The sequence below is a fragment of the Streptomyces sp. NPDC002467 genome (assembly GCF_042889825.1).
Lineage (GTDB): Bacteria > Actinomycetota > Actinomycetes > Streptomycetales > Streptomycetaceae > Streptomyces.
The window spans coordinates 135,186-154,269 of sequence record NZ_JBIARJ010000001.1 but is presented as its reverse complement, the minus strand read 5'-3'; the positions used below and the strand labels follow the sequence as shown (position 1 = coordinate 154,269).

Here is a 19,084-nt window from a genome sequence, read left to right as displayed (position 1 = left end):
GGGCCGCCCGCTCTGGTCGGCCCCCGGCCCCCTGGCCCCCGGCCCAGGCCCCGGTGGGGCGGTCGTCAGGGTCCGGGGGGTGGGGCTGTGGGGGCTTCGGTCAGGAGGCGGGTGAGGAGGCGGATGGCGCCGCGTTTGTGGAGGGGGTCGTTGCCGTTGCCGCACTTGGGGGACTGGATGCAGGAGGGGCAGCCGGCCTCGCACTCGCAGGCGGCGATGGCGTCCCGGGTCGCGGTCAGCCAGGCGCGGGCCGTGTGGAAGGCACGCTCCGCGAAGCCGGCGCCGCCGGGGTGGCCGTCGTACACGAAGACCGTCGGAAGGAGGGTGTCGGGATGCAGCGGCACGGAGACGCCGCCGATGTCCCAGCGGTCGCAGGTGGCGAACAGCGGGAGCAGGCCGATGGAGGCGTGCTCGGCGGCGTGCAGGGCCCCGCCGAGGATCTCCGGGTTGATCCGGGCCTCGTCGAGCTGGTCCTCGGTGACCGTCCACCACACGGCCCTGGTGCGCAGGGTGCGGGGCGGCAGGTCGAGCTTGGCCTCGCCCAGCACCTCGCCGGTGATCAATTTGCGCCGAAGATAGGAGACGACCTGGTTGGTGACCTCGACAGAGCCGTAGCAGAGCCGCCCGGATCCCCAGGGGACCTCGGTTTCGGTCTCCAGGACGGAGATGGAGGTGGTGTCGCGGGCGGTCGTGGAGAAGGGCGGGTCCGCCTCTTCGACGAGGGCCGCCGAATCCTCCAGGTCCAGGTGCTTCACGAGGTACGTGCGGCCCTGGTGGAGGTGGACGGCCCCGTCGTGGACGGCGGTGTGCGCGGCCGACTCGTCGACCGTGCCCAGCAGCCGCCCGGTCGAGGCCTCGACGATCTGCACCGGGCGGCCGCCGCCGCCCCGGATGTCGGTCAGGTCCGAGGCCCGCTCCCGCCGGGTCCAGTGCCAGGCCGTGGCCCGCCGCCGCAGCAGCTTCGCCGCTTCGAGCTGGGGCAGGAGTTCCCCGGTCGCCGGGCCGAAGAGCTCCAGGTCGGGCTCGGTCAGCGGTAGCTCCGCCGCGGCCGCGCACAGGTGCGGGGCGAGGACGTAGGGGTTGTCCGGGTCGAGGACCGTGGCTTCCACCGGTTGGCGGAACAGGGCCTCGGGATGGTGGACGAGGTAGGTGTCCAGCGGGTCGTCGCGGGCGATCAGGACGGCCAGGGCCCCCTGCCCCGAGCGCCCGGCCCGGCCGGCCTGCTGCCACAGGGAGGCCCGGGTGCCCGGGTATCCCGTGATCAGGACGGCGTCCAGGCCGGAGACGTCCACGCCGAGCTCCAGGGCGGTCGTGGCGGCGAGGCCGAGCAGCTCGCCGGAGTGCAGGGCCCGCTCCAGGGCCCGGCGCTCCTCCGGCAGGTATCCGCCACGGTAGGCGGCAACCCGCCGGGGCAGGGACCTGTCCACGTCCGTGAGGCGTTCCTTGGCGATCACGGAGATCAGCTCGGCGCCGCGCCGGGAGCGCACGAAGGCGACCGTACGGACCCCCTGGACCACCAGGTCGGTCAGCAGGTCGGCCGTCTCGGCCGTGGCCGTACGGCGTACGGGAGCGCCCTTCTCGCCCCGCAGCTCGGTGAGCAGCGGCGGCTCCCACAGGGCGAAGACCACCTCGCCGCGCGGAGAGGCGTCGTCGGTGATCTCGATCACCGGTACGCCCGTCAGCCGGGAGGCGGCGGTGGCCGGGTCGCTGGAGGTGGCGGAGGCCAGCAGGAAGACCGGTTCGGAGCCGTAGCGGGCGCACAGCCGCCGCAGCCGACGCAGCACCTGTGCCACGTGGGAGCCGAAGACCCCGCGATAGGTGTGGCACTCGTCGATCACCACGTAGCGCAGGGCCCGCAGGAAGGAGGACCAGCGGGGGTGGGCAGGGAGGATCCCCCGGTGGAGCATGTCGGGGTTGGTCAGGACGTAGTTGGCGTACTGGCGCACCCATTCGCGTTCCTCGACGGGCGTGTCCCCGTCGTAGACGGCGGGTCGGACGGCGTTGCCGAGCGGCGCCGCCAGCTCTCGTACGGCACGCCGCTGGTCGGCCGCCAGGGCCTTGGTGGGGGCCAGGTACAGGGCCGTCGCACCCCGCCCGTTCGGGGCCTCGGCCCCGTCCGCCAGCGCCGAGAGCAGGGGCGCGAGGTACGCGAGCGACTTGCCCGAGGCGGTGCCCGTGGCGACGACCACGGATTCGCCGTCGAGGGCGTGCTCGGCGGCCGCCGCCTGATGTTCCCACGGGTGTTCGATACCGGCCGCCTGGATGGCGGCTACTACATCCGTTCGGATGCGGTCGGGCCAGACGGCATGACGGCCCTCCCGAGGGGGCAAGTGCTCCGTATGGGTGATGCGCGCAGCCCGGGAAGGCCCCCGGGACAAGCGGTCGAGGACCGCGCCGGGGGTGGGTCGAGGGTCCGCGGGTGGCGTGGGCCGCCTGGGACGGTGAGTATTGGCCATTGGAACCGAGTGTGTCACCGGCGTGCGGGACAATGGTCCGAAGGCGTCGTGCGCGCCTGCCGGTAAGTGATTGAATGCCATCGCGGCAGCCGATCCCTCACCTACCTTCGGGTGGGGAGGCCCCCGGGGGGCGCCGCTCGATAGCAAGGTGCTGGAGGATCCGTGGACCTGTCCCTGTCGACTCGCACTGTCGGCGACCGTACGGTCGTGGCGGTCGGTGGCGAGATTGATGTGTATACCGCGCCCAAGCTGCGCGAGCAGTTGGTCGAGTTGGTGAACGACGGCAGCTATCACCTGGTTGTCGACATGGAGGGAGTGGACTTCCTCGACTCCACCGGTCTCGGTGTGCTCGTGGGAGGCCTCAAGCGCGTCCGCGCGCACGAGGGTTCGCTCCGTCTGGTGTGCAATCAGGAGCGCATCCTGAAGATCTTCCGCATCACCGGTCTCACCAAGGTGTTCCCGATCCACACCACCGTGGAAGACGCCGTCAACGCCACCGACTGACGACTCCTGGCCGCCCGTGGGACGCCTTGGGGCGCCCCGCGGGAGGCCAGGAGCCGACGAGGAGAACGGGGGTACCGGGCCACGGTCGGTCCGGGCCCCTGTCAAGGCACGCCCGTAGTCCGAGGGGGACGCGCATGGCCACCGTTGAACTGCGCTTCAGCGCCCAGCCCGAACACGTCCGGACGGCCCGCCTGGTCGCGGCCGCCGTGGCACGCCGGGCCGGCGTGGAGGAAGCCGTCCTCGACGAGGTCCGCCTCGCCGTGGGCGAGGCCTGCTCTCGCGCCGTCGGACTCCACCGCAGCAACGGGCTGACCGCGCCCGTCCGGGTCGTGCTGACCGAGGAGGAGAAGGTGTTCTCCATCGAGGTCGGCGACGAGGTCCCCGGACCGGGCGGCGGCCCGGATTCCGCCGTGCCCGGACTCGAGGCCGCCCTGGAAGCCGACGGCGACGGCGAGGACGAGATGGGCCTCGCCGTGATCAGTGGGCTCGTCGACGACGTCGAGGTGAGCACCGGGGAGTCGGGCGGCACGATCCGGATGAGCTGGCCCGTGTCCGGGTCCTCCGATCTTCCCTAGATCCAAAGAAGGCAGGACACATTCGGTCCTATCTTCCGATCTTTATCAAGGCCCTGCTGAGCAGGGCCTTTTTCATGCCCGTAGATCAATGACCAGGCGTCAATGCCTTTGCCCCATTACCGCTTTCGAGGGTATTGGAGTGACGCGATCTATTGGTGAGGAGCAAGAGAACGCCAATTCCGTTTGCTGCGTACTGTTTTGATCGGGTCGCGCTCCCTACAATCCGTCCACATCTTGAGCTCATCACGTCAAGGAGGACGAATGACGGGGCTCTTCACCCCCAATGCGCCGGATCACACGATCGATCTGGCATCCGCGGTACTCACCGATGACAATCGGCTCATCGTGATCGTCATTGCGGTCGTGGCACTCGCCGCACTCGTCGTCGCGCAGATCCTGGTCCGCCAGGTGCTCGCCGCCGACGAGGGAACCGACAGCATGAAGAAGATCGCCGCCGCCGTCCAGGAAGGCGCCAACGCCTACCTCGGCCGCCAGCTGCGCACCCTCGGCATCTTCGCCGTCGTCGTGTTCTTCCTGCTCTTCCTGCTCCCTGCCGACACCTGGTCGCAGAGGGCGGGACGGTCCGCCTTCTTCCTCGTGGGCGCCCTCTTCTCGGCGGCCACGGGCTACATCGGCATGCGGCTCGCGGTCCGCGCCAACGTCCGCGTCGCCGCGGCCGCCCGCGAGGCCACCCCCGCCGAGGGAGAGCCCGCCAGAGACCTGACCGAGGTCTCCCACAAGGCGATGAAGATCGCCTTCCGCACGGGCGGCGTCGTCGGCATGTTCACCGTCGGCCTCGGCCTCCTCGGCGCCTCCTGCGTCGTGCTGGTCTACGCCGCCGACGCACCCAAGGTGCTGGAGGGCTTCGGCCTCGGAGCCGCCCTGATCGCGATGTTCATGCGCGTGGGCGGCGGCATCTTCACCAAGGCCGCCGACGTCGGCGCCGACCTTGTCGGCAAGGTCGAACAGGGCATTCCGGAGGACGACCCGCGCAATGCCGCGACCATCGCCGACAACGTGGGCGACAACGTCGGCGACTGCGCCGGAATGGCCGCCGACCTCTTCGAGTCGTACGCCGTCACCCTGGTGGCCGCACTGATCCTCGGCAAGGCGGCCTTCGGCGACCTGGGCCTGGCCTTCCCGCTGATCGTCCCCGCCATCGGCGTGATCACGGCGATGATCGGCATCTTCGCCGTCTCCCCGCGCCGCAGCGACCGCAGCGGCATGACCGCCATCAACCGCGGCTTCTTCATCTCCGCGGTGATCTCCCTGGTGCTGGTCGGGATCGCCGTGTTCGCGTACCTGCCGGCCACCTACAAGGAGCTCGTGGGCGTCGACAACCCGGCGATCACCAACCACTCCGGTGACCCGCGCGTCCTGGCCCTCGTCGCCGTCGCGATCGGCATCGTGCTCGCCGCGCTCATCCAGCAGCTCACGGGCTATTTCACCGAGACCAACCGCCGTCCCGTCCGGGACATCGGCAAGTCCTCCCTCACCGGCGCGGCCACCGTCGTCCTCGCCGGCATCTCCGTCGGTCTGGAGTCCGCCGTCTACACGGCGCTGCTCATCGGCCTCGGCGTCTACGGGGCGTTCCTGCTCGGCGGCACCTCGATCATGCTCGCGCTGTTCGCGGTGGCCCTGGCCGGCACCGGCCTGCTCACCACCGTCGGCGTCATCGTCGCCATGGACACCTTCGGGCCCGTCTCCGACAACGCCCAGGGCATCGCCGAGATGTCCGGCGACGTCGAGGGCGCCGGCGCGCAGGTCCTGACCGACCTGGACGCCGTGGGCAACACCACCAAGGCCATCACCAAGGGCATCGCCATCGCCACCGCCGTGCTCGCCGCGGCCGCGCTCTTCGGCTCGTACAACGATGCCATCGCCACCGCGGTCAAGGAAGTCGGCGCCAAGGCCGGGGAGATGAACCTCAGCCTGGACATCGCGCAGCCCAACAACCTCGTCGGGCTGATCCTGGGCGCGGCCGTCGTGTTCCTGTTCTCCGGCCTCGCCATCAACGCGGTGTCCCGCTCCGCGGGCGCCGTGGTCTACGAGGTGCGCCGCCAGTTCCGCGAGCACCCCGGGATCATGGACTACAGCGAGAAGCCCGAGTACGGGCGCGTCGTCGACATCTGCACCAAGGACGCGCTGCGCGAACTCGCCACGCCCGGCCTGCTCGCCGTCCTCACCCCGATCGCGGTGGGCTTCAGCCTCGGCGTCGGCGCGCTCGGCTCCTTCCTCGCGGGGGCCATCGGCACCGGCACCCTGATGGCGGTCTTCCTCGCCAACTCCGGCGGCGCGTGGGACAACGCGAAGAAGCTCGTCGAGGACGGTCACCACGGTGGCAAGGGCAGCGAGGCCCACGAGGCCGTCGTCATCGGCGACACCGTCGGCGACCCGTTCAAGGACACCGCGGGTCCCGCGATCAACCCGCTGCTCAAGGTCATGAACCTGGTGGCGCTGCTGATCGCCCCCGCCGTCGTGCAGTTCAGCTTCGGCGAGGACACCAGCGCGGGCATCCGGGCGATCGTCGCGGTCCTCGCGATCGGCGTCATCGTGGCCGCCGTGTACGTGTCCAAGCGCCGCGGCATCGCGGTGGGCGAGGACGGCGACGGCGGAGCCGCCGAGCGGGTGGCCCAGTCGGCCGACCCGGCGACGGTCTCCTGACCCTCTGGCCACGAGCGGCAAGGGCGGAGCCGGGCAGGGCCGGTGGTACGCCCGAACGACGGACGGGCGGCGCGGAGTGACGCGCCGCCCGTCCGCCTTTCTACGTCGTCGGATGGGAGCCGTGTATCTTCCGGGCCGAGAGCCTTCGAAGGGACCAATCCGGTGAACAAGAAGCTTGCGGCCGCGCTGTCGGGCGGTGCTGTGCTGATGCTCGTCCTGTCCGGCTGCGGCGGGGATGACAGCGACGCGAAGGGCAACGCCTGGGCCAAGAAGGTCTGTGACCAGTGGTCGCCCGAACTCAAGAAGATCGAGGCCGCCAACGCCGACATCAAGCGGGTGGCGACGGAGAGCAGCAAGCCCGAGGACGTCCAGAAGACCGACTCGGCCGCCTTCGCGACGATGTCCGAGTCGTACAAGACGATGGGCAGCGCCCTCCAGGGCGCGGGAGTTCCCCCGGTCAAGGACGGGGAGAAGACCCTGGGCGCGGCGGTGCAGGGCTTCGAGTCGACCTCCAAGGGTTACGCCGATCTGAAGGCCAAGATGGACGCCCTCGACCCCAAGGACCAGACGAAGTTCGCCGAGGGCCTCAAGGAGCTCGCGGGTGGCCTGGAAGAGGCCACCAAGGGCGGCAAGGACGCCCTCGACCAGCTGAAGTCGGGTGGCCTGGACAAGTCGATGAACGCCCAGAAGGGCTGTCAGGTCACGGCGCCGTCGCCCAAGTAACGCACTCTGCACGCCCCCGGGGCGGCAGTACGTCGGCCAGGGCGGCCGGGGCCCGGAAGGGCTCCGGCCGCCCTGTCGTACGCCCGGACGCGCGCGGTCCGGCGGCGCGCCGCCCGGGACGTCGGCCCGCGGCGCACGGATCGCCGTCGCCGGCGGCCACAATGGACGGGTGAGTACCACCAGCCTCCCCACGCCCGAACGCGCCGCCGAACTGCGCACCGCCCTGCTCGCCGCCGGCTTCACCGCCGACGGGCTGCTCGACCTGCTCGGCGCGCCCGCCTACGCCGCGCTCGCCCGCAGCGAGACGGTCCCCGCCCTGCGCGCCACGCGGAGCGGCGGCGACGGCCCGCTGCCGAGCCTGGTCCGGCTGTTCCTGCTCCAGGAGCCCGTGGCGTACGCGCACGCCGCGGCGGCCCTGCCCGTGGAGGCGGCCCTGGCCGACGGGTGGCTCCGGCGCGACGCCGATGAAGTGCGCGCGACCGTGGACGTGCGCCCGTACGGCGGCCCGGACGGCGAGGACTGGTTCATCGTCTCCGACCTCGGCTGCGCAGTGGGCGGGGCCGGCGGCATCGGCAGTCGCGAGGAGGGCGTCGTCCTCGGCGTGGGCGGTGCCTCCACCACCCTCGCCGGGATCACCGTGCGCATCCCGGTCGGCTCGGCCCTCGACCTCGGCACCGGTTCGGGCATCCAGGCACTGCACGCGGCCCAGCACGCCACCCGGGTCACCGCCACCGACGTCAACCCCCGGGCCCTGGAATTCACCCGGTTGACGCTGGCGCTGTCCGGGGCTCCCGAGGCCGAGCTGCTCACCGGCTCCCTCTTCGAGCCCGTCGGCGCGGCCACGTACGACCTGATCGTGTCCAACCCGCCCTTCGTGATCTCCCCCGGCGCCCGGCTGACGTACCGGGACGGCGGCATGGGCGGCGACGACCTGTGCCGGACCCTGGTCCAGGAGGCCGGCGCGCACCTCAACGCCGGCGGATACGCGCAGTTCCTCGGCAACTGGCAGCACGTGGACGGCGAGGACTGGCACGACCGGGTCCGCTCCTGGGTGCCGCGCGGCTGCGACGCCTGGATCGTGCAGCGTGACGTACAGGACGTGACGCAGTACGCGGAGCTGTGGTTGCGCGACGCGGGCGACCACCGCACGGATCCCGCCGAGTACGCGCGGCGCTACGAGGACTGGCTGGACGAGTTCGAGTCCCGCAAGACCAAGGCGGTCGGCTTCGGCTGGATCACCTTGCGCCGGACGGACGCGGCCGAGCCCTCCATCGTGGTCGAGGAGTGGCCGCACTCGGTGGAGCAGCCGCTCGGCGAGGCCGTCCTGGCCCACTTCGCCCGTCAGGACTACCTGCGCGAGCACGACGACGCGTCCCTGCTGGAAGGCCGTTTCGTGCTGGCCGCCGAGGTGGTCCAGGAGCAGGTCGGCGCGCCCGGCGCGGAGGATCCGGAACACGTGGTGCTGCGGCAGAACCGCGGGATGCGGCGCGCGACAAAGGTCGACACGGTCGGCGCGGGCTTCGCCGGAGTGTGTGACGGCTCACTGAGCGCGGGCCGGATCCTGGACGCGATCGCGCAGCTGATGCAGGAGGACCCGGTCGTGCTGCGGGACCGTACGCCGGAGGCGATCCGGATGCTGGTCGAGCAGGGCTTCCTGGAGCCCGTGGCGGGCCAGGGGCGGTAGCCGCGCCCGGGAGCGGAACCTGAATGTCACCCGGGGTTCGCCTGGTGTACGCCGGGGGCTGAAAAGCTTCTGTCCAGCGGGATCCGGGGGGGTCCCGAGAGTGGTCCGGGGGATGGGGGAAACAGCATGGACACCGGTCCTGCGATCTTCGCGGGGATCGTGTTCCTGCTGTTCGGAGCCGCTCTGCTGACCTGGACGGGGGCGCGCGTCCTGAAGGGCGCGCCGGTGGCCGAAGGCGTGCGCCCCGTCCTGGCGGTACCCCTGGCCGTGCTCGTCGGCGGGGTCTCGCTCGCCCTCGGCGCGTGGTGCCTCGCGCGGCTCTGACGCGGGGCCGGAAGCGGCACGGACGCGCCGGTCGGGCACACGGATCCGCCGGTCAGGGCACACGCCGCGCCGCACGCGGAACCACATCCGGAAGCCGCAGAGGGGGAGGGGCCAGACGGCCCCCCGGCCACTCGGCCCGGTGATCGCGAACGGTCAGCCGCGACATCCGGGCGGCAGAACCGGCACTTGTCGGGTTACCGTTCGAGTGGCCGTTGCGGGCTTGTGCCGTTTGACACGGGGGCGGGTTGTACCGTCACACTCCGCAGCGTCGCCGTACCGCGACCGAGTGCCGACCGGAGAGAAGAGCCAAGTTGTCCCCGACTAGCGAGACCGCAAAGGGCGGCCGCCGACTCGTCATCGTCGAGTCCCCTGCCAAGGCGAAGACCATCAAGGGCTACCTCGGCCCGGGATACGTCGTCGAGGCGAGCGTCGGGCACATCCGCGACCTCCCCAGTGGCGCGGCAGAGGTTCCCGACAAGTACACCGGCGAGGTGCGCCGTCTCGGCGTCGACGTCGAGCACGACTTCGCGCCGATCTACGTGGTCAATGCCGACAAGAAGTCGCAGGTCAGGAAGCTCAAGGACCTGCTCGCCGAGTCCGACGAACTCTTCCTCGCCACCGATGAGGACCGCGAGGGCGAAGCCATCGCGTGGCACCTCCAGGAAGTCCTCAAGCCCAAGGTCCCCGTCCACCGGATGGTCTTCCACGAGATCACCAAGGACGCGATCCGCGACGCCGTCGCCAACCCGCGCGAGCTGAACCAGCGCATGGTCGACGCCCAGGAGACCCGCCGCATCCTCGACCGCCTCTACGGCTACGAGGTCTCGCCGGTCCTGTGGAAGAAGGTCATGCCGAAGCTGTCGGCCGGCCGCGTCCAGTCGGTCGCCACCCGCCTCGTCGTCGAGCGGGAGCGCGAGCGCATCGCCTTCCGCTCCGCCGAGTACTGGGACCTGACCGGCACCTTCTCCACCGGCCGCGCCGGTGACGCCTCCGACCCCTCGACGCTGGTCGCCCGCCTGAACACGGTCGACGGCAAGCGCATCGCCCAGGGCCGCGACTTCGGCTCGAACGGGCAGCTCAAGGGCGAGGTGCTGCACCTCGACGAGACGAACGCGCGGGCGCTCGCCGCCGCGCTGGAGAACGCCTCGTTCACCGTCCGCTCGGTCGAGTCCAAGCCGTACCGCCGCTCCCCGTACGCCCCGTTCCGCACGACGACGCTCCAGCAGGAGGCCTCGCGCAAGCTGGGCTTCGGCGCGAAGGCGACGATGCAGGTGGCGCAGAAGCTGTACGAGAACGGCTTCATCACCTACATGCGTACGGACTCCACGACGCTCTCCGACACCGCTGTGTCGGCGGCGCGCGCGCAGGTCACGCAGCTCTACGGCGCGGACTACCTGCCGGAGAAGCCGCGCGTCTACGCGGGCAAGGTCAAGAACGCGCAGGAAGCGCACGAGGCGATCCGGCCTTCGGGTGATCGTTTCCGCACCCCGGCCGAGACGGGTCTGACCGGCGACCAGTTCCGCCTGTACGAGCTGATCTGGAAGCGGACCGTCGCCTCGCAGATGAAGGACGCGACCGGCAACTCGGTCACCGTCAAGATCGGCGGCCGCGCCTCGGACGGCCGCGACGCCGAGTTCAGCGCCTCCGGCAAGACCATCACCTTCCACGGCTTCATGAAGGCGTACGTCGAGGGCGCGGACGACCCGAACGCCGAGCTCGACGACCGCGAGAAGCGGCTGCCGCAGGTCGCGGAGGGCGACGCGCTGGCCGCCGCGGAGATCACGGCGGACGGCCACGCGACCAAGCCGCCGGCCCGCTACACCGAGGCCTCGCTGGTCAAGGAGCTGGAGGAGCGGGAGATCGGCCGCCCGTCGACGTACGCGTCGATCATCGGCACGATCCTCGACCGCGGCTACGTCTTCAAGAAGGGCACGGCGCTCGTCCCGTCCTTCCTGTCCTTCGCCGTCGTCAACCTGCTGGAGAAGCACTTCGGCCGGCTCGTCGACTACGACTTCACCGCGAAGATGGAGGACGACCTCGACCGCATCGCGCGGGGCGAGGCCCAGTCCGTGCCGTGGCTGAAGCGGTTCTACTTCGGTTCGGAGGACGCGAGCGAGGTCGTCCCGGCCGACGGTGACGCACTCGGCGGCCTGAAGGAGCTGGTCACGGACCTGGGTGCGATCGACGCCCGGGAGATCTCCTCCTTCCCGGTCGGCGAGGGCATCGTGCTGCGGGTCGGCCGCTACGGGCCGTACGTGGAGCGGGGCGAGAAGGACGCCGAGGGCCACCAGCGGGCCGACGTACCGGACGACATGGCTCCGGACGAGCTGACGGTCGAGTACGCGGAGGAGCTCTTCGCGAAGCCGAGCGGCGAGTTCGCGCTGGGCGCCGACCCGGTGAGCGGGAACCAGATCGTCGCGAAGGACGGCCGCTACGGGCCGTACGTGACGGAGATCCTGCCCGAGGGCACGCCGAAGACGGGCAAGAACGCGGTGAAGCCGCGGACGGCCTCGCTCTTCAAGTCGATGTCCCTGGACACGGTCACCCTCGACGACGCCCTGCGTCTCATGTCCCTGCCGCGGGTGGTGGGCGCGGACGCCGAGGGCGTGGAGATCACGGCCCAGAACGGCCGCTACGGCCCGTACCTGAAGAAGGGCACGGACTCGCGGTCCCTGGAGACCGAGGACCAGCTGTTCTCGATCACCCTGGACGAGGCCCTCGCGATCTACGCGCAGCCGAAGCAGCGGGGCCGGGCCGCGGCCAAGCCGCCGCTGAAGGAGCTGGGCACGGACCCGGTCAGCGAGAAGCCGGTGGTCGTCAAGGACGGCCGCTTCGGTCCGTACGTGACGGACGGCGAGACGAACGCGACGCTGCGCCGGGACGACGACGTCGAGACGATCACGCCGGAGCGGGGCTACGAGCTGCTCGCGGAGAAGCGGGCGAAGGGCCCGGCCAAGAAGGTGGCGAAGAAGGCCCCCGCCAAGAAGGCCCCGGCGAAGAAGGCGACGGCGACGAAGACCGCCGCCAAGAAGACGACTGCCGCGGCGAAGAAGACGGCGGCCAAGAAGACGACCGCCACGGCGAAGAAGACGGTGGCCAAGAAGGCCGCCGCGGCCCCGGCGGACGAATAGCCGCCGGCCGCCGGCGGTGGCTCACTTGAGGCAGGGCCCCGTGCGTCCGCACGGGGCCCTGCCGCCTTTCCGCTTCGCCGGCGTTCGAGGCGCGGGGCAATCCCAGCCTCGCCGGCGTTTGAGGCGCGGGGTCTGGGGCGGAGCCCCAGGACGGGTCCGGGCGGAGCCCGGGGAACGGTGGAAGGGCGGGTAGGGGACCGGCTCCGCGCAGCGGCACCCCGGCGAGGCCGGGCCGCAGGGTGGGCCGTCGGGGCCGGGCGCGCGGCGGGGCACCTCCTCGGGCGTCGAACGGGGTGCGGCACCGGCAACACGAGCGGGTTTCGTTCGACGCCCGCGGGGGCGCCCCGCCGCACACCCGACCCCGACGGCAGCCGCCCCGGGCCAGGAAGCCGACACCCATGAGGGCAGCACGGCAGCCGGTGCCCGGAGGTGGGTGCGGGGTCACACCGGACCTTGTCCACAGGCCTCCGCAGCGGCCAAGCGCAGCGGATAGGCTGGGCGGATGACGCGAGCCGAGCAGCCAACGGTCGTGACCGCCGACGCGAACCCCACCTACGACGAAGCCCTAGCCGCGGATTCCCGCGAGCGGGCGGTGCGCGCACTCCTGCGCACCCCCAGGCTGCGCCGGCTCTGGAGCGCCCAGCTGGTGAGCGGCATCGGTGATGCGCTCGCTTTGCTGGTGCTGGTGCTGCTCGCACTCCAGGCGGCCGTGCAGGAAGGTGCCTTCGGTGACGGGTACCGCGGCGCCGCCCTCGCCGTCGCCGCCGTCTTCGGCGTGCGGATCCTCGCCACCCTGCTCTTCGGCGCGGTACTCCTCGGCCCGCTCTCCGCGCTCGTCGCCCCCGGCGGCAAGCTGGACCGACGCTGGACGATGATCGGCGCGGACGGTGTGCGGGTCGCGCTCTTCGTCGTCGCCCCGCTGTGGCTCGACTGGATCCCGGCGCAGGCGCTCACCGCGCTGCTGGCCACCGTCTTCGTGTCCGGTGCCGCCGAGCGGCTGTGGGGCCTGGCCAAGGACAGCGCCGCCCCCGCACTGCTGCCCGCGCCGCCGCCGGAGGGGGCGACCGTACGGCCGCTCCCGGACCACCTCGACGCACTGCGGCGCCTGACCCTTCGTACGGCCTTCGCGGCGCTCCCGGCCGCCGCGGCCGTGCTGCTCGCCGCGACCCTGGTCGGCGAGGCCCTCGGTCTCGGCGTGGACTGGTTCGCGGAGAACCAGGCCGCGCTCGGCTCGTACGTGGCCTCCGGCCTCTTCGCCGCGTCGGTCTCGCTGCTGCTCCCGCTGGTGCTGCCCGGCACGAAGACCCCGCGGCCGCGGTCCCCGCTGGAGGGGCTGCGCACGCCCAAGGCGGGGGACCGCCCGGAGAAGGGGCGTACGGGAGCGATCCCGCTGCTCGTCCTGGCCTCGGCCGCCGTCGCCGGAGCGGTGTCCTGCGCCGCCGCGGTCGCCGTACTGCACGCCTTCGACCTGGGCGGTGGACCGGTCACCTTCGCGCTGCTGGTGCTCGCGCTGCTCGGCGGCACCGCCGCCGGGATCCGCGCCACCCAGGCCGGCAAGGTGCTGCCCGCGCTGTCGCGCCGTCGCCTGCTGGCCCTCGCCATAGCGGTGACCGGGCTCGCGCTGCTGCTGACCGGCCTCGTCCCGGACACCGCGACCGTGATCTTCCTGTCGCTGCTCGCCGGCCTCGCCGCGGGCGTCGCCGCCAACACCGGGCACACGCTGCTGGACCAGGAGACCGAGGAGTTCCGCCGGGCCCGGGTCACCGAGCACCTCCAGGCGGTCGTACGGGTGGCGGTGGCCCTCGGCGCCGTCCTGGCCCCGGCGCTGGCCGCGGTGATCGGCCCGCACCGGCTCACCGCCGGTGAGATCGTCTTCGCCCACGGCGGGGCCGCCTTCACCCTGATGCTGGTCGGAGCCCTGCTGCTGCCCGTCGCCGTGGTCGTGCTCACCAAGGCCGACGACCGCAGCGGAGTTCCCCTGCGCCGCGACCTGCGCGAGGCGCTGCGCGGCGGGGAGCCCGTACAGGCAGCGTCCGCCACCGGCTTCTTCATCGCCCTGGAGGGCGGCGACGGGGCCGGCAAGTCCACCCAGGTGGAGGCGCTGGCCGACTGGATACGGGGCAAGGGCCACGAGGTCGTGGTGACCCGCGAGCCGGGGGCCACCCCCGTCGGCAAGCGACTCCGTTCGATCCTGCTGGACGTCTCGTCGGCCGGCCTGTCGAACCGCGCCGAGGCGCTGCTGTACGCCGCCGACCGGGCGGAACACGTGGACACCGTCGTGCGCCCCGCCCTGGAGCGCGGCGCCGTCGTCATCACGGACCGCTACATCGACTCCTCGGTGGCCTACCAGGGCGCCGGGCGCGACCTGTCGCCGACGGAGATCGCCCGGATCTCGCGCTGGGCCACCGGCGGGCTGGTCCCGAACCTGACCGTGCTGCTGGACGTGTCGCCGGAGACGGCGCGGGAACGGTTCACCGAGGCGCCGGACCGGCTGGAGTCGGAGCCGGCGGAGTTCCACCAGCGGGTGCGGGCCGGGTTCCTGACGCTCGCGGCGGCCGACCCCGGGCGGTACCTGGTGGTGGACGCCGGCCAGGACCCCGCTTCGGTGACCACCGTCGTACGCCACCGCCTGGACCGGATGCTGCCGCTCTCGGAGGCCGAGGTGGCCGCCCAGGCCGAGGCCCGCCGCCTCGCCGAGGAGGAGGCCCGCCGCAAGGCCGAGGAAGAGGCCGCGCGCAAGGCGGAGGAAGCCCGGCTGAAGGCCGAGGAGGAGGCCAGGCTCGCCCGCGAGGCGGAGGAAGCCCGGATCAAGGCCGAGGCGGAGGCCGCCCGCAAGGCGGAGGAGGAGCGGCTGCGCGCCGAGGAGGAGGCCCGCGCCCGGGCCGAGGTCGAGCGTCTGCGCGTCGAGGCCGAGGAGAAGGCCCGTGCCGCGGAGGCGGAGCGGCTGCGCAGGCAGGCCGAGGAGGAGGCCCGGCTGCGGGCCGAGGCCGAGGAACGCCGGCTGGAGAAGCAGCGGCGGGCGGAGGAAGCCCTGCTGAAGGCGGAGGAGGCCCGCAGGCTGGCCGAGGCCGCGAAGGCCGCGGCTGCGGCCGAGGCGGCTGCCGCTGCGGCGGCTTCGGCTGCGGAGGCCGCGGCCGCCCCGTCGACGCCCGCGGCCCCTGCGGCCCCCGAGGCCCCCGCGCCCAAGGTCGGCATGACCAAGGAGCCGCACCCGGACGACGCGGTGACGGTCGAGACCCCGATGGTCCAGCCGGACCGGCGGGTCGTGCGGCCGGACGACGTGACGCAGACCGTGCCGGTGCCGAAGGTCGACCCCTCGGCCCCCGCTGCCGACGCCGCCCCCGCGGACGCGGCGGAGACCGCGGTGCTGCCGCCGGTCCGGGCGACCGACGAGACGGCCGTACTGCCGCCCGTACGTCCCTCCGGCGCGGCCACCCCGCCGCGGGCCGAGCAGGCCAAGGGCGGCACGGCGGCCCACTCCGCCACCCGGCCGACGGCCCAGCGCCCCGAGCAGAACCCGGCCGACCGGGTGCCGCCGGGCATCTTCCGGGATTCGGCGAACGACCGGACGCGGGAGATCCCCGTCCTCGACGACGCCGGCCGCGCTCGCCGGCCGCGCTCGGACTGGGCCGAGGAGACCCCGCTGGACGACCTGCCGACGCTCGCGGACGAACTGCTCGGCCCGCACCGGGACGACGACGAGGACGGCCGCGGCCCGGGCCGTCGCCGCTGACCCGGGCCGTCCCCGGGCGGTGCCGGATTGTCAGTGCCGCGCGCCACAATGGGTGCACGGAGAGTGAAGTGAAAGGTGGTGGGCGGGATGCCCGTATGGGACGACCTGGTGGGACAGGAGCGGGTCCGGGCACAGCTCACCGCCGCCGCCCGTGATGCCGACGCCCAGGTCACGGCCGCCGCCGAGGGGACCGCGCCGCCCGCGGCCTCCAAGATGACCCACGCCTGGCTGTTCACCGGGCCGCCCGGCTCGGGGCGGGCCACCGCCGCCCGCGCCTTCGCGGCGGCCCTGCAGTGCACCAGCCCGGACCGCGCCCTCGGCGGCGAACCGGGCTGCGGGTTCTGCGACGGCTGCCACACCACGATGGTCGGCACGCACGCGGACGTCTCCACCGTCGTCGCGGTCGGCAGCCAGATCCTCGTCGACGCCATGCGGGACACCGTCCGCAAGTCCTACACGTCCCCGGCCACGGGCCGCTGGCAGGTCATCCTGGTCGAGGACGCCGAGCGGCTGAACGAGAAGTCCGCCAACGCGGTCCTCAAGGCCGTGGAGGAGCCGGCGCCCCGGACGGTCTGGCTTCTGTGCTCGCCCTCCGTGGAGGACGTGCTGCCCACCATCCGCTCCCGCTGCCGCCACCTCAACCTCAGCACCCCCTCGGTCGCGGCCGTCGCCGACGTGCTGGTGCGGCGGGACGGCATCGAGCCGCCGGTGGCCCTGGCCGCCGCCCGGGCCACCCAGGGGCACGTCGACCGGGCCCGCCGGCTCGCCACCGACGAAGGAGCCAGAGCGCGCAGGGCGACGATCCTGAAGCTCCCGCTCCGCGTGGACGACGTCGGTGCCTGCCTGAAGGCCGCCCAGGAACTCGTGGACGCGGCCGCCGAGGACGCCAAGCTGGTGGCCGAGGAGGTCGACACCAAGGAGACCGAGGAGCTCCGGGCCGCCCTGGGCGCCGCCGCCGGGACGGGCGGACGGATGCCGCGCGGCACGGCCGGTGTCATGAAGGAGCTGGAGGACAACCAGAAGCGGCGCCGGACCCGCACCCAGCGCAACAGCCTCGACGTGGCCCTCTCCGACCTGACCGGCTTCTACCGCGACGTCCTGGCCCTCCAGCTGGGCTCCGACCTCGCCATCGCCAATGAGGACATACGGCAGGACCTGGAGCGCGTCGCCCGCGCCTCCGGCCCGGAGCGGACCCTGCGCCGGATCGAGGCGATCATCGCCTGCGGGGACGCCCTCGATCGGAACGTGGCCCCGCTCCTCGCGGTCGAGGCGATGACGATGGCCCTGCGCGCGGGCTGACTGGGGAGGCCGATCGGGGAGGGCGATCGGGGAGGGCGACCGCTTCACCCGTACGGGGGGACCGGGCGCCGGCGCCGGGAGCGGCTCAGCCCGTGTCCCGACCGCTCCAGGCCCCGGAAGGCGCGCGGCCGACGGGTGCAGGGACACCCGACGGCACCCGATGGCCTTGGCCGGCAGGCCGTAGGCTCCTGGAATGGACACCAGTCGCCTGCTGCGTACGACCGGAACCGTGATCGCAGCCGCCGGGCTGCTCCTCTCCGGGTGCACCTCGGGCGGGTCGGGAGGACAGCGGGCCGCCGCGTCGTCCACCGGGCCCTCCGCCGCCCGCCCGTCCGTCGACGAGGCCGCGCTGCGCCCGTACTACGAGCAGAAGTTGAACTGGCGGGAGTGCGGTGTCCCCGGATTCCAGTGCGCCACCATGAAGGCCCCGCTGGACTACGCGAACGCCGGCTCGGGCCAGGACGTCGACATCGCCGTGGCCCGCCGCAAGGCCACCGGCCCGGGCAAGCGGCTCGGCTCCCTGGTGGTCAACCCGGGCGGCCCGGGTGGCTCCGGCATCGGCTACCTCCAGGCGTACGCGGGCATCGGCTATCCCGCGCCGGTCCGCGCGCGGTACGACATGGTCTCCTTCGACCCGCGCGGGGTGGACCGCAGCAGCCCCGTCGAGTGCCTGACCGGTCCCGAGATGGACAAGTACACCCAGGTGGACCAGACGCCCGACACCCCGGCGGAGCGTGCCGCGCTGGTGACGGCCTTCAAGGAGTTCGCGGCGGGCTGCGAGAAGCGTTCGCAGCGGGTCCTGCCGCACGTCTCCACCGTGGAGGCCGCCCGGGACATGGACCTGCTGCGCGGGGTGCTCGGCGACGAGAAGCTCAATTACGTCGGGGCCTCGTACGGCACCTTCCTGGGGGCGACGTACGCGGACCTCTTCCCGGACCGGGTCGGCCGGCTGGTCCTGGACGGCGCGATGGACCCTTCCCGCAACGCGCTGGACCTCAACCGGGACCAGACGGCGGGCTTCGAGACGGCCTTCGCCTCCTTCGCCAAGGACTGCGCGAAGCAGCCGGACTGTCCGCTCGGCAAGGGTGACGTGGCGGCGATGGCCGAGCGCCTGAAGGAGTTCTTCCGCAAGGTCGACGCCCAGCCGGCCCCCACCGGTGACGCGTCCCGCCCGCTGGGCGAGTCCCTGGCGACGACCGGGGTGATCGCGGCGCTGTACGACGAGAGCGCCTGGCCGCAGCTGCGGGAGTCGCTGACCGCCGCCATGAACGGCGACGGCGCGGGCCTGCTGGCCCTCGCCGACAGCTACTACGAGCGCGAGCCGAACGGCAAGTACGCCAACCTGATGTTCGCGAACGCCGCCGTCAACTGTCTCGACCAGCCGGCGGCCTTCAGCGGCCCGGAGGCCGTGGACGCCGCCCTCCCGTCCTTCGAGAAGGCCTCCCCGGTCTTCGGCGCCGGCCTGGCCTGGGCTTCCCTGAACTGCGCGTACTGGCCGGTGAAGGCCACGGGCACGGCGAAGCGGCTGGCGGCGAAGGGCGCCCCGCCGATCGTGGTCGTGGGCACCATCCGCGACCCGGCGACCCCGTACAAGTGGGCGCAGGCCCTGGCGGAGCAGCTCGACTCGGGCACGCTCCTCACGTACGACGGCGACGGCCACACGGCGTACGGCCGCGGCAGCGACTGCATCGACACCGCGATCAACACGTACCTCCTCGAGGGCAAGCCCCCGACGAACGGCAAAAAATGCTGACCCGCCCCACCCCACGACAACCCGGTTCGGGGCACCCCTCCTGACCCTGTAGACTTGGCGCCGCTGCTGATGAGAGCCCCTCTTCGAGGGAACACTTGTCTAACCAGCGGTGCCGCCTTAGCTCAGTTGGCCAGAGCAACGCACTCGTAATGCGTAGGTCTCGGGTTCGAATCCCGAAGGCGGCTCAGATGGATAGTGGCAGGTCAGAGGCCACACAGCGATGGGCCCCCGGAAGATC

11 protein-coding genes and 1 tRNA gene are annotated in these 19,084 nt (G+C 72.5%); 11 read left to right on the top strand and 1 reads right to left on the bottom strand.

The window, feature by feature from the left end; genetic code table 11:
* Positions 1–65: 65 nt before the first annotated feature.
* Positions 66–2,537, bottom strand: coding sequence for a DEAD/DEAH box helicase (locus tag ACFYYJ_RS00715; protein WP_389127522.1), 2,472 nt, complete (start codon positions 2,535–2,537; stop codon positions 66–68).
* An 81-nt stretch (positions 2,538–2,618) separates the two neighbouring features.
* Here ACFYYJ_RS00715 and bldG point away from each other — a divergent pair, with 81 nt between their 5' ends.
* The 11 genes from bldG (at position 2,619) to ACFYYJ_RS00660 (ending at position 19,031) form a co-directional block, all read left to right on the top strand.
* Positions 2,619–2,960, top strand: coding sequence for an anti-sigma factor antagonist BldG (bldG, locus tag ACFYYJ_RS00710; protein ID WP_030199598.1), 342 nt, complete (start codon positions 2,619–2,621; stop codon positions 2,958–2,960).
* Positions 2,961–3,094: 134 nt separating this feature from the next.
* Positions 3,095–3,535, top strand: coding sequence for an ATP-binding protein (locus ACFYYJ_RS00705; RefSeq protein WP_385126396.1), 441 nt, complete (start codon positions 3,095–3,097; stop codon positions 3,533–3,535).
* A gap of 261 nt (positions 3,536–3,796) precedes the next feature.
* Positions 3,797–6,199: a sodium-translocating pyrophosphatase gene (locus ACFYYJ_RS00700; RefSeq protein ID WP_389127519.1), complete on the top strand. Its 2,403-nt coding sequence runs from the start codon at positions 3,797–3,799 to the stop codon at positions 6,197–6,199.
* Positions 6,200–6,361: 162 nt separating this feature from the next.
* Positions 6,362–6,922: a small secreted protein gene (locus ACFYYJ_RS00695; protein WP_384590321.1), complete on the top strand. Its 561-nt coding sequence runs from the start codon at positions 6,362–6,364 to the stop codon at positions 6,920–6,922.
* Between the two features lie 169 nt (positions 6,923–7,091).
* A complete protein-coding gene (locus tag ACFYYJ_RS00690) occupies positions 7,092–8,606 on the top strand; it encodes a methyltransferase (protein ID WP_389127517.1) in 1,515 nt (504 codons plus the stop codon).
* 126 nt (positions 8,607–8,732) lie between these two features.
* A complete protein-coding gene (locus ACFYYJ_RS00685) occupies positions 8,733–8,930 on the top strand; it encodes a hypothetical protein (protein ID WP_385366701.1) in 198 nt (65 codons plus the stop codon).
* A 311-nt stretch (positions 8,931–9,241) separates the two neighbouring features.
* Complete coding sequence (topA, locus tag ACFYYJ_RS00680; RefSeq protein WP_385126405.1) at positions 9,242–12,061, top strand: type I DNA topoisomerase; 2,820 nt, start codon at positions 9,242–9,244, stop codon at positions 12,059–12,061.
* Between the two features lie 502 nt (positions 12,062–12,563).
* The gene (tmk, locus tag ACFYYJ_RS00675) at positions 12,564–15,794 is read left to right on the top strand and encodes a dTMP kinase (RefSeq protein WP_389127514.1); all 3,231 of its coding nucleotides are present in this window, start codon (positions 12,564–12,566) and stop codon (positions 15,792–15,794) included.
* Between the two features lie 87 nt (positions 15,795–15,881).
* The gene (locus ACFYYJ_RS00670) at positions 15,882–17,093 is read left to right on the top strand and encodes a DNA polymerase III subunit delta' (RefSeq protein ID WP_385126573.1); all 1,212 of its coding nucleotides are present in this window, start codon (positions 15,882–15,884) and stop codon (positions 17,091–17,093) included.
* Between the two features lie 193 nt (positions 17,094–17,286).
* Positions 17,287–18,846 (top strand): alpha/beta hydrolase, encoded by a 1,560-nt coding sequence (locus ACFYYJ_RS00665; protein ID WP_385360683.1) that lies wholly within the window; start codon positions 17,287–17,289, stop codon positions 18,844–18,846.
* Positions 18,847–18,957: 111 nt separating this feature from the next.
* Positions 18,958–19,031 (top strand) — tRNA-Thr (locus tag ACFYYJ_RS00660).
* Positions 19,032–19,084 lie beyond the last annotated feature (53 nt).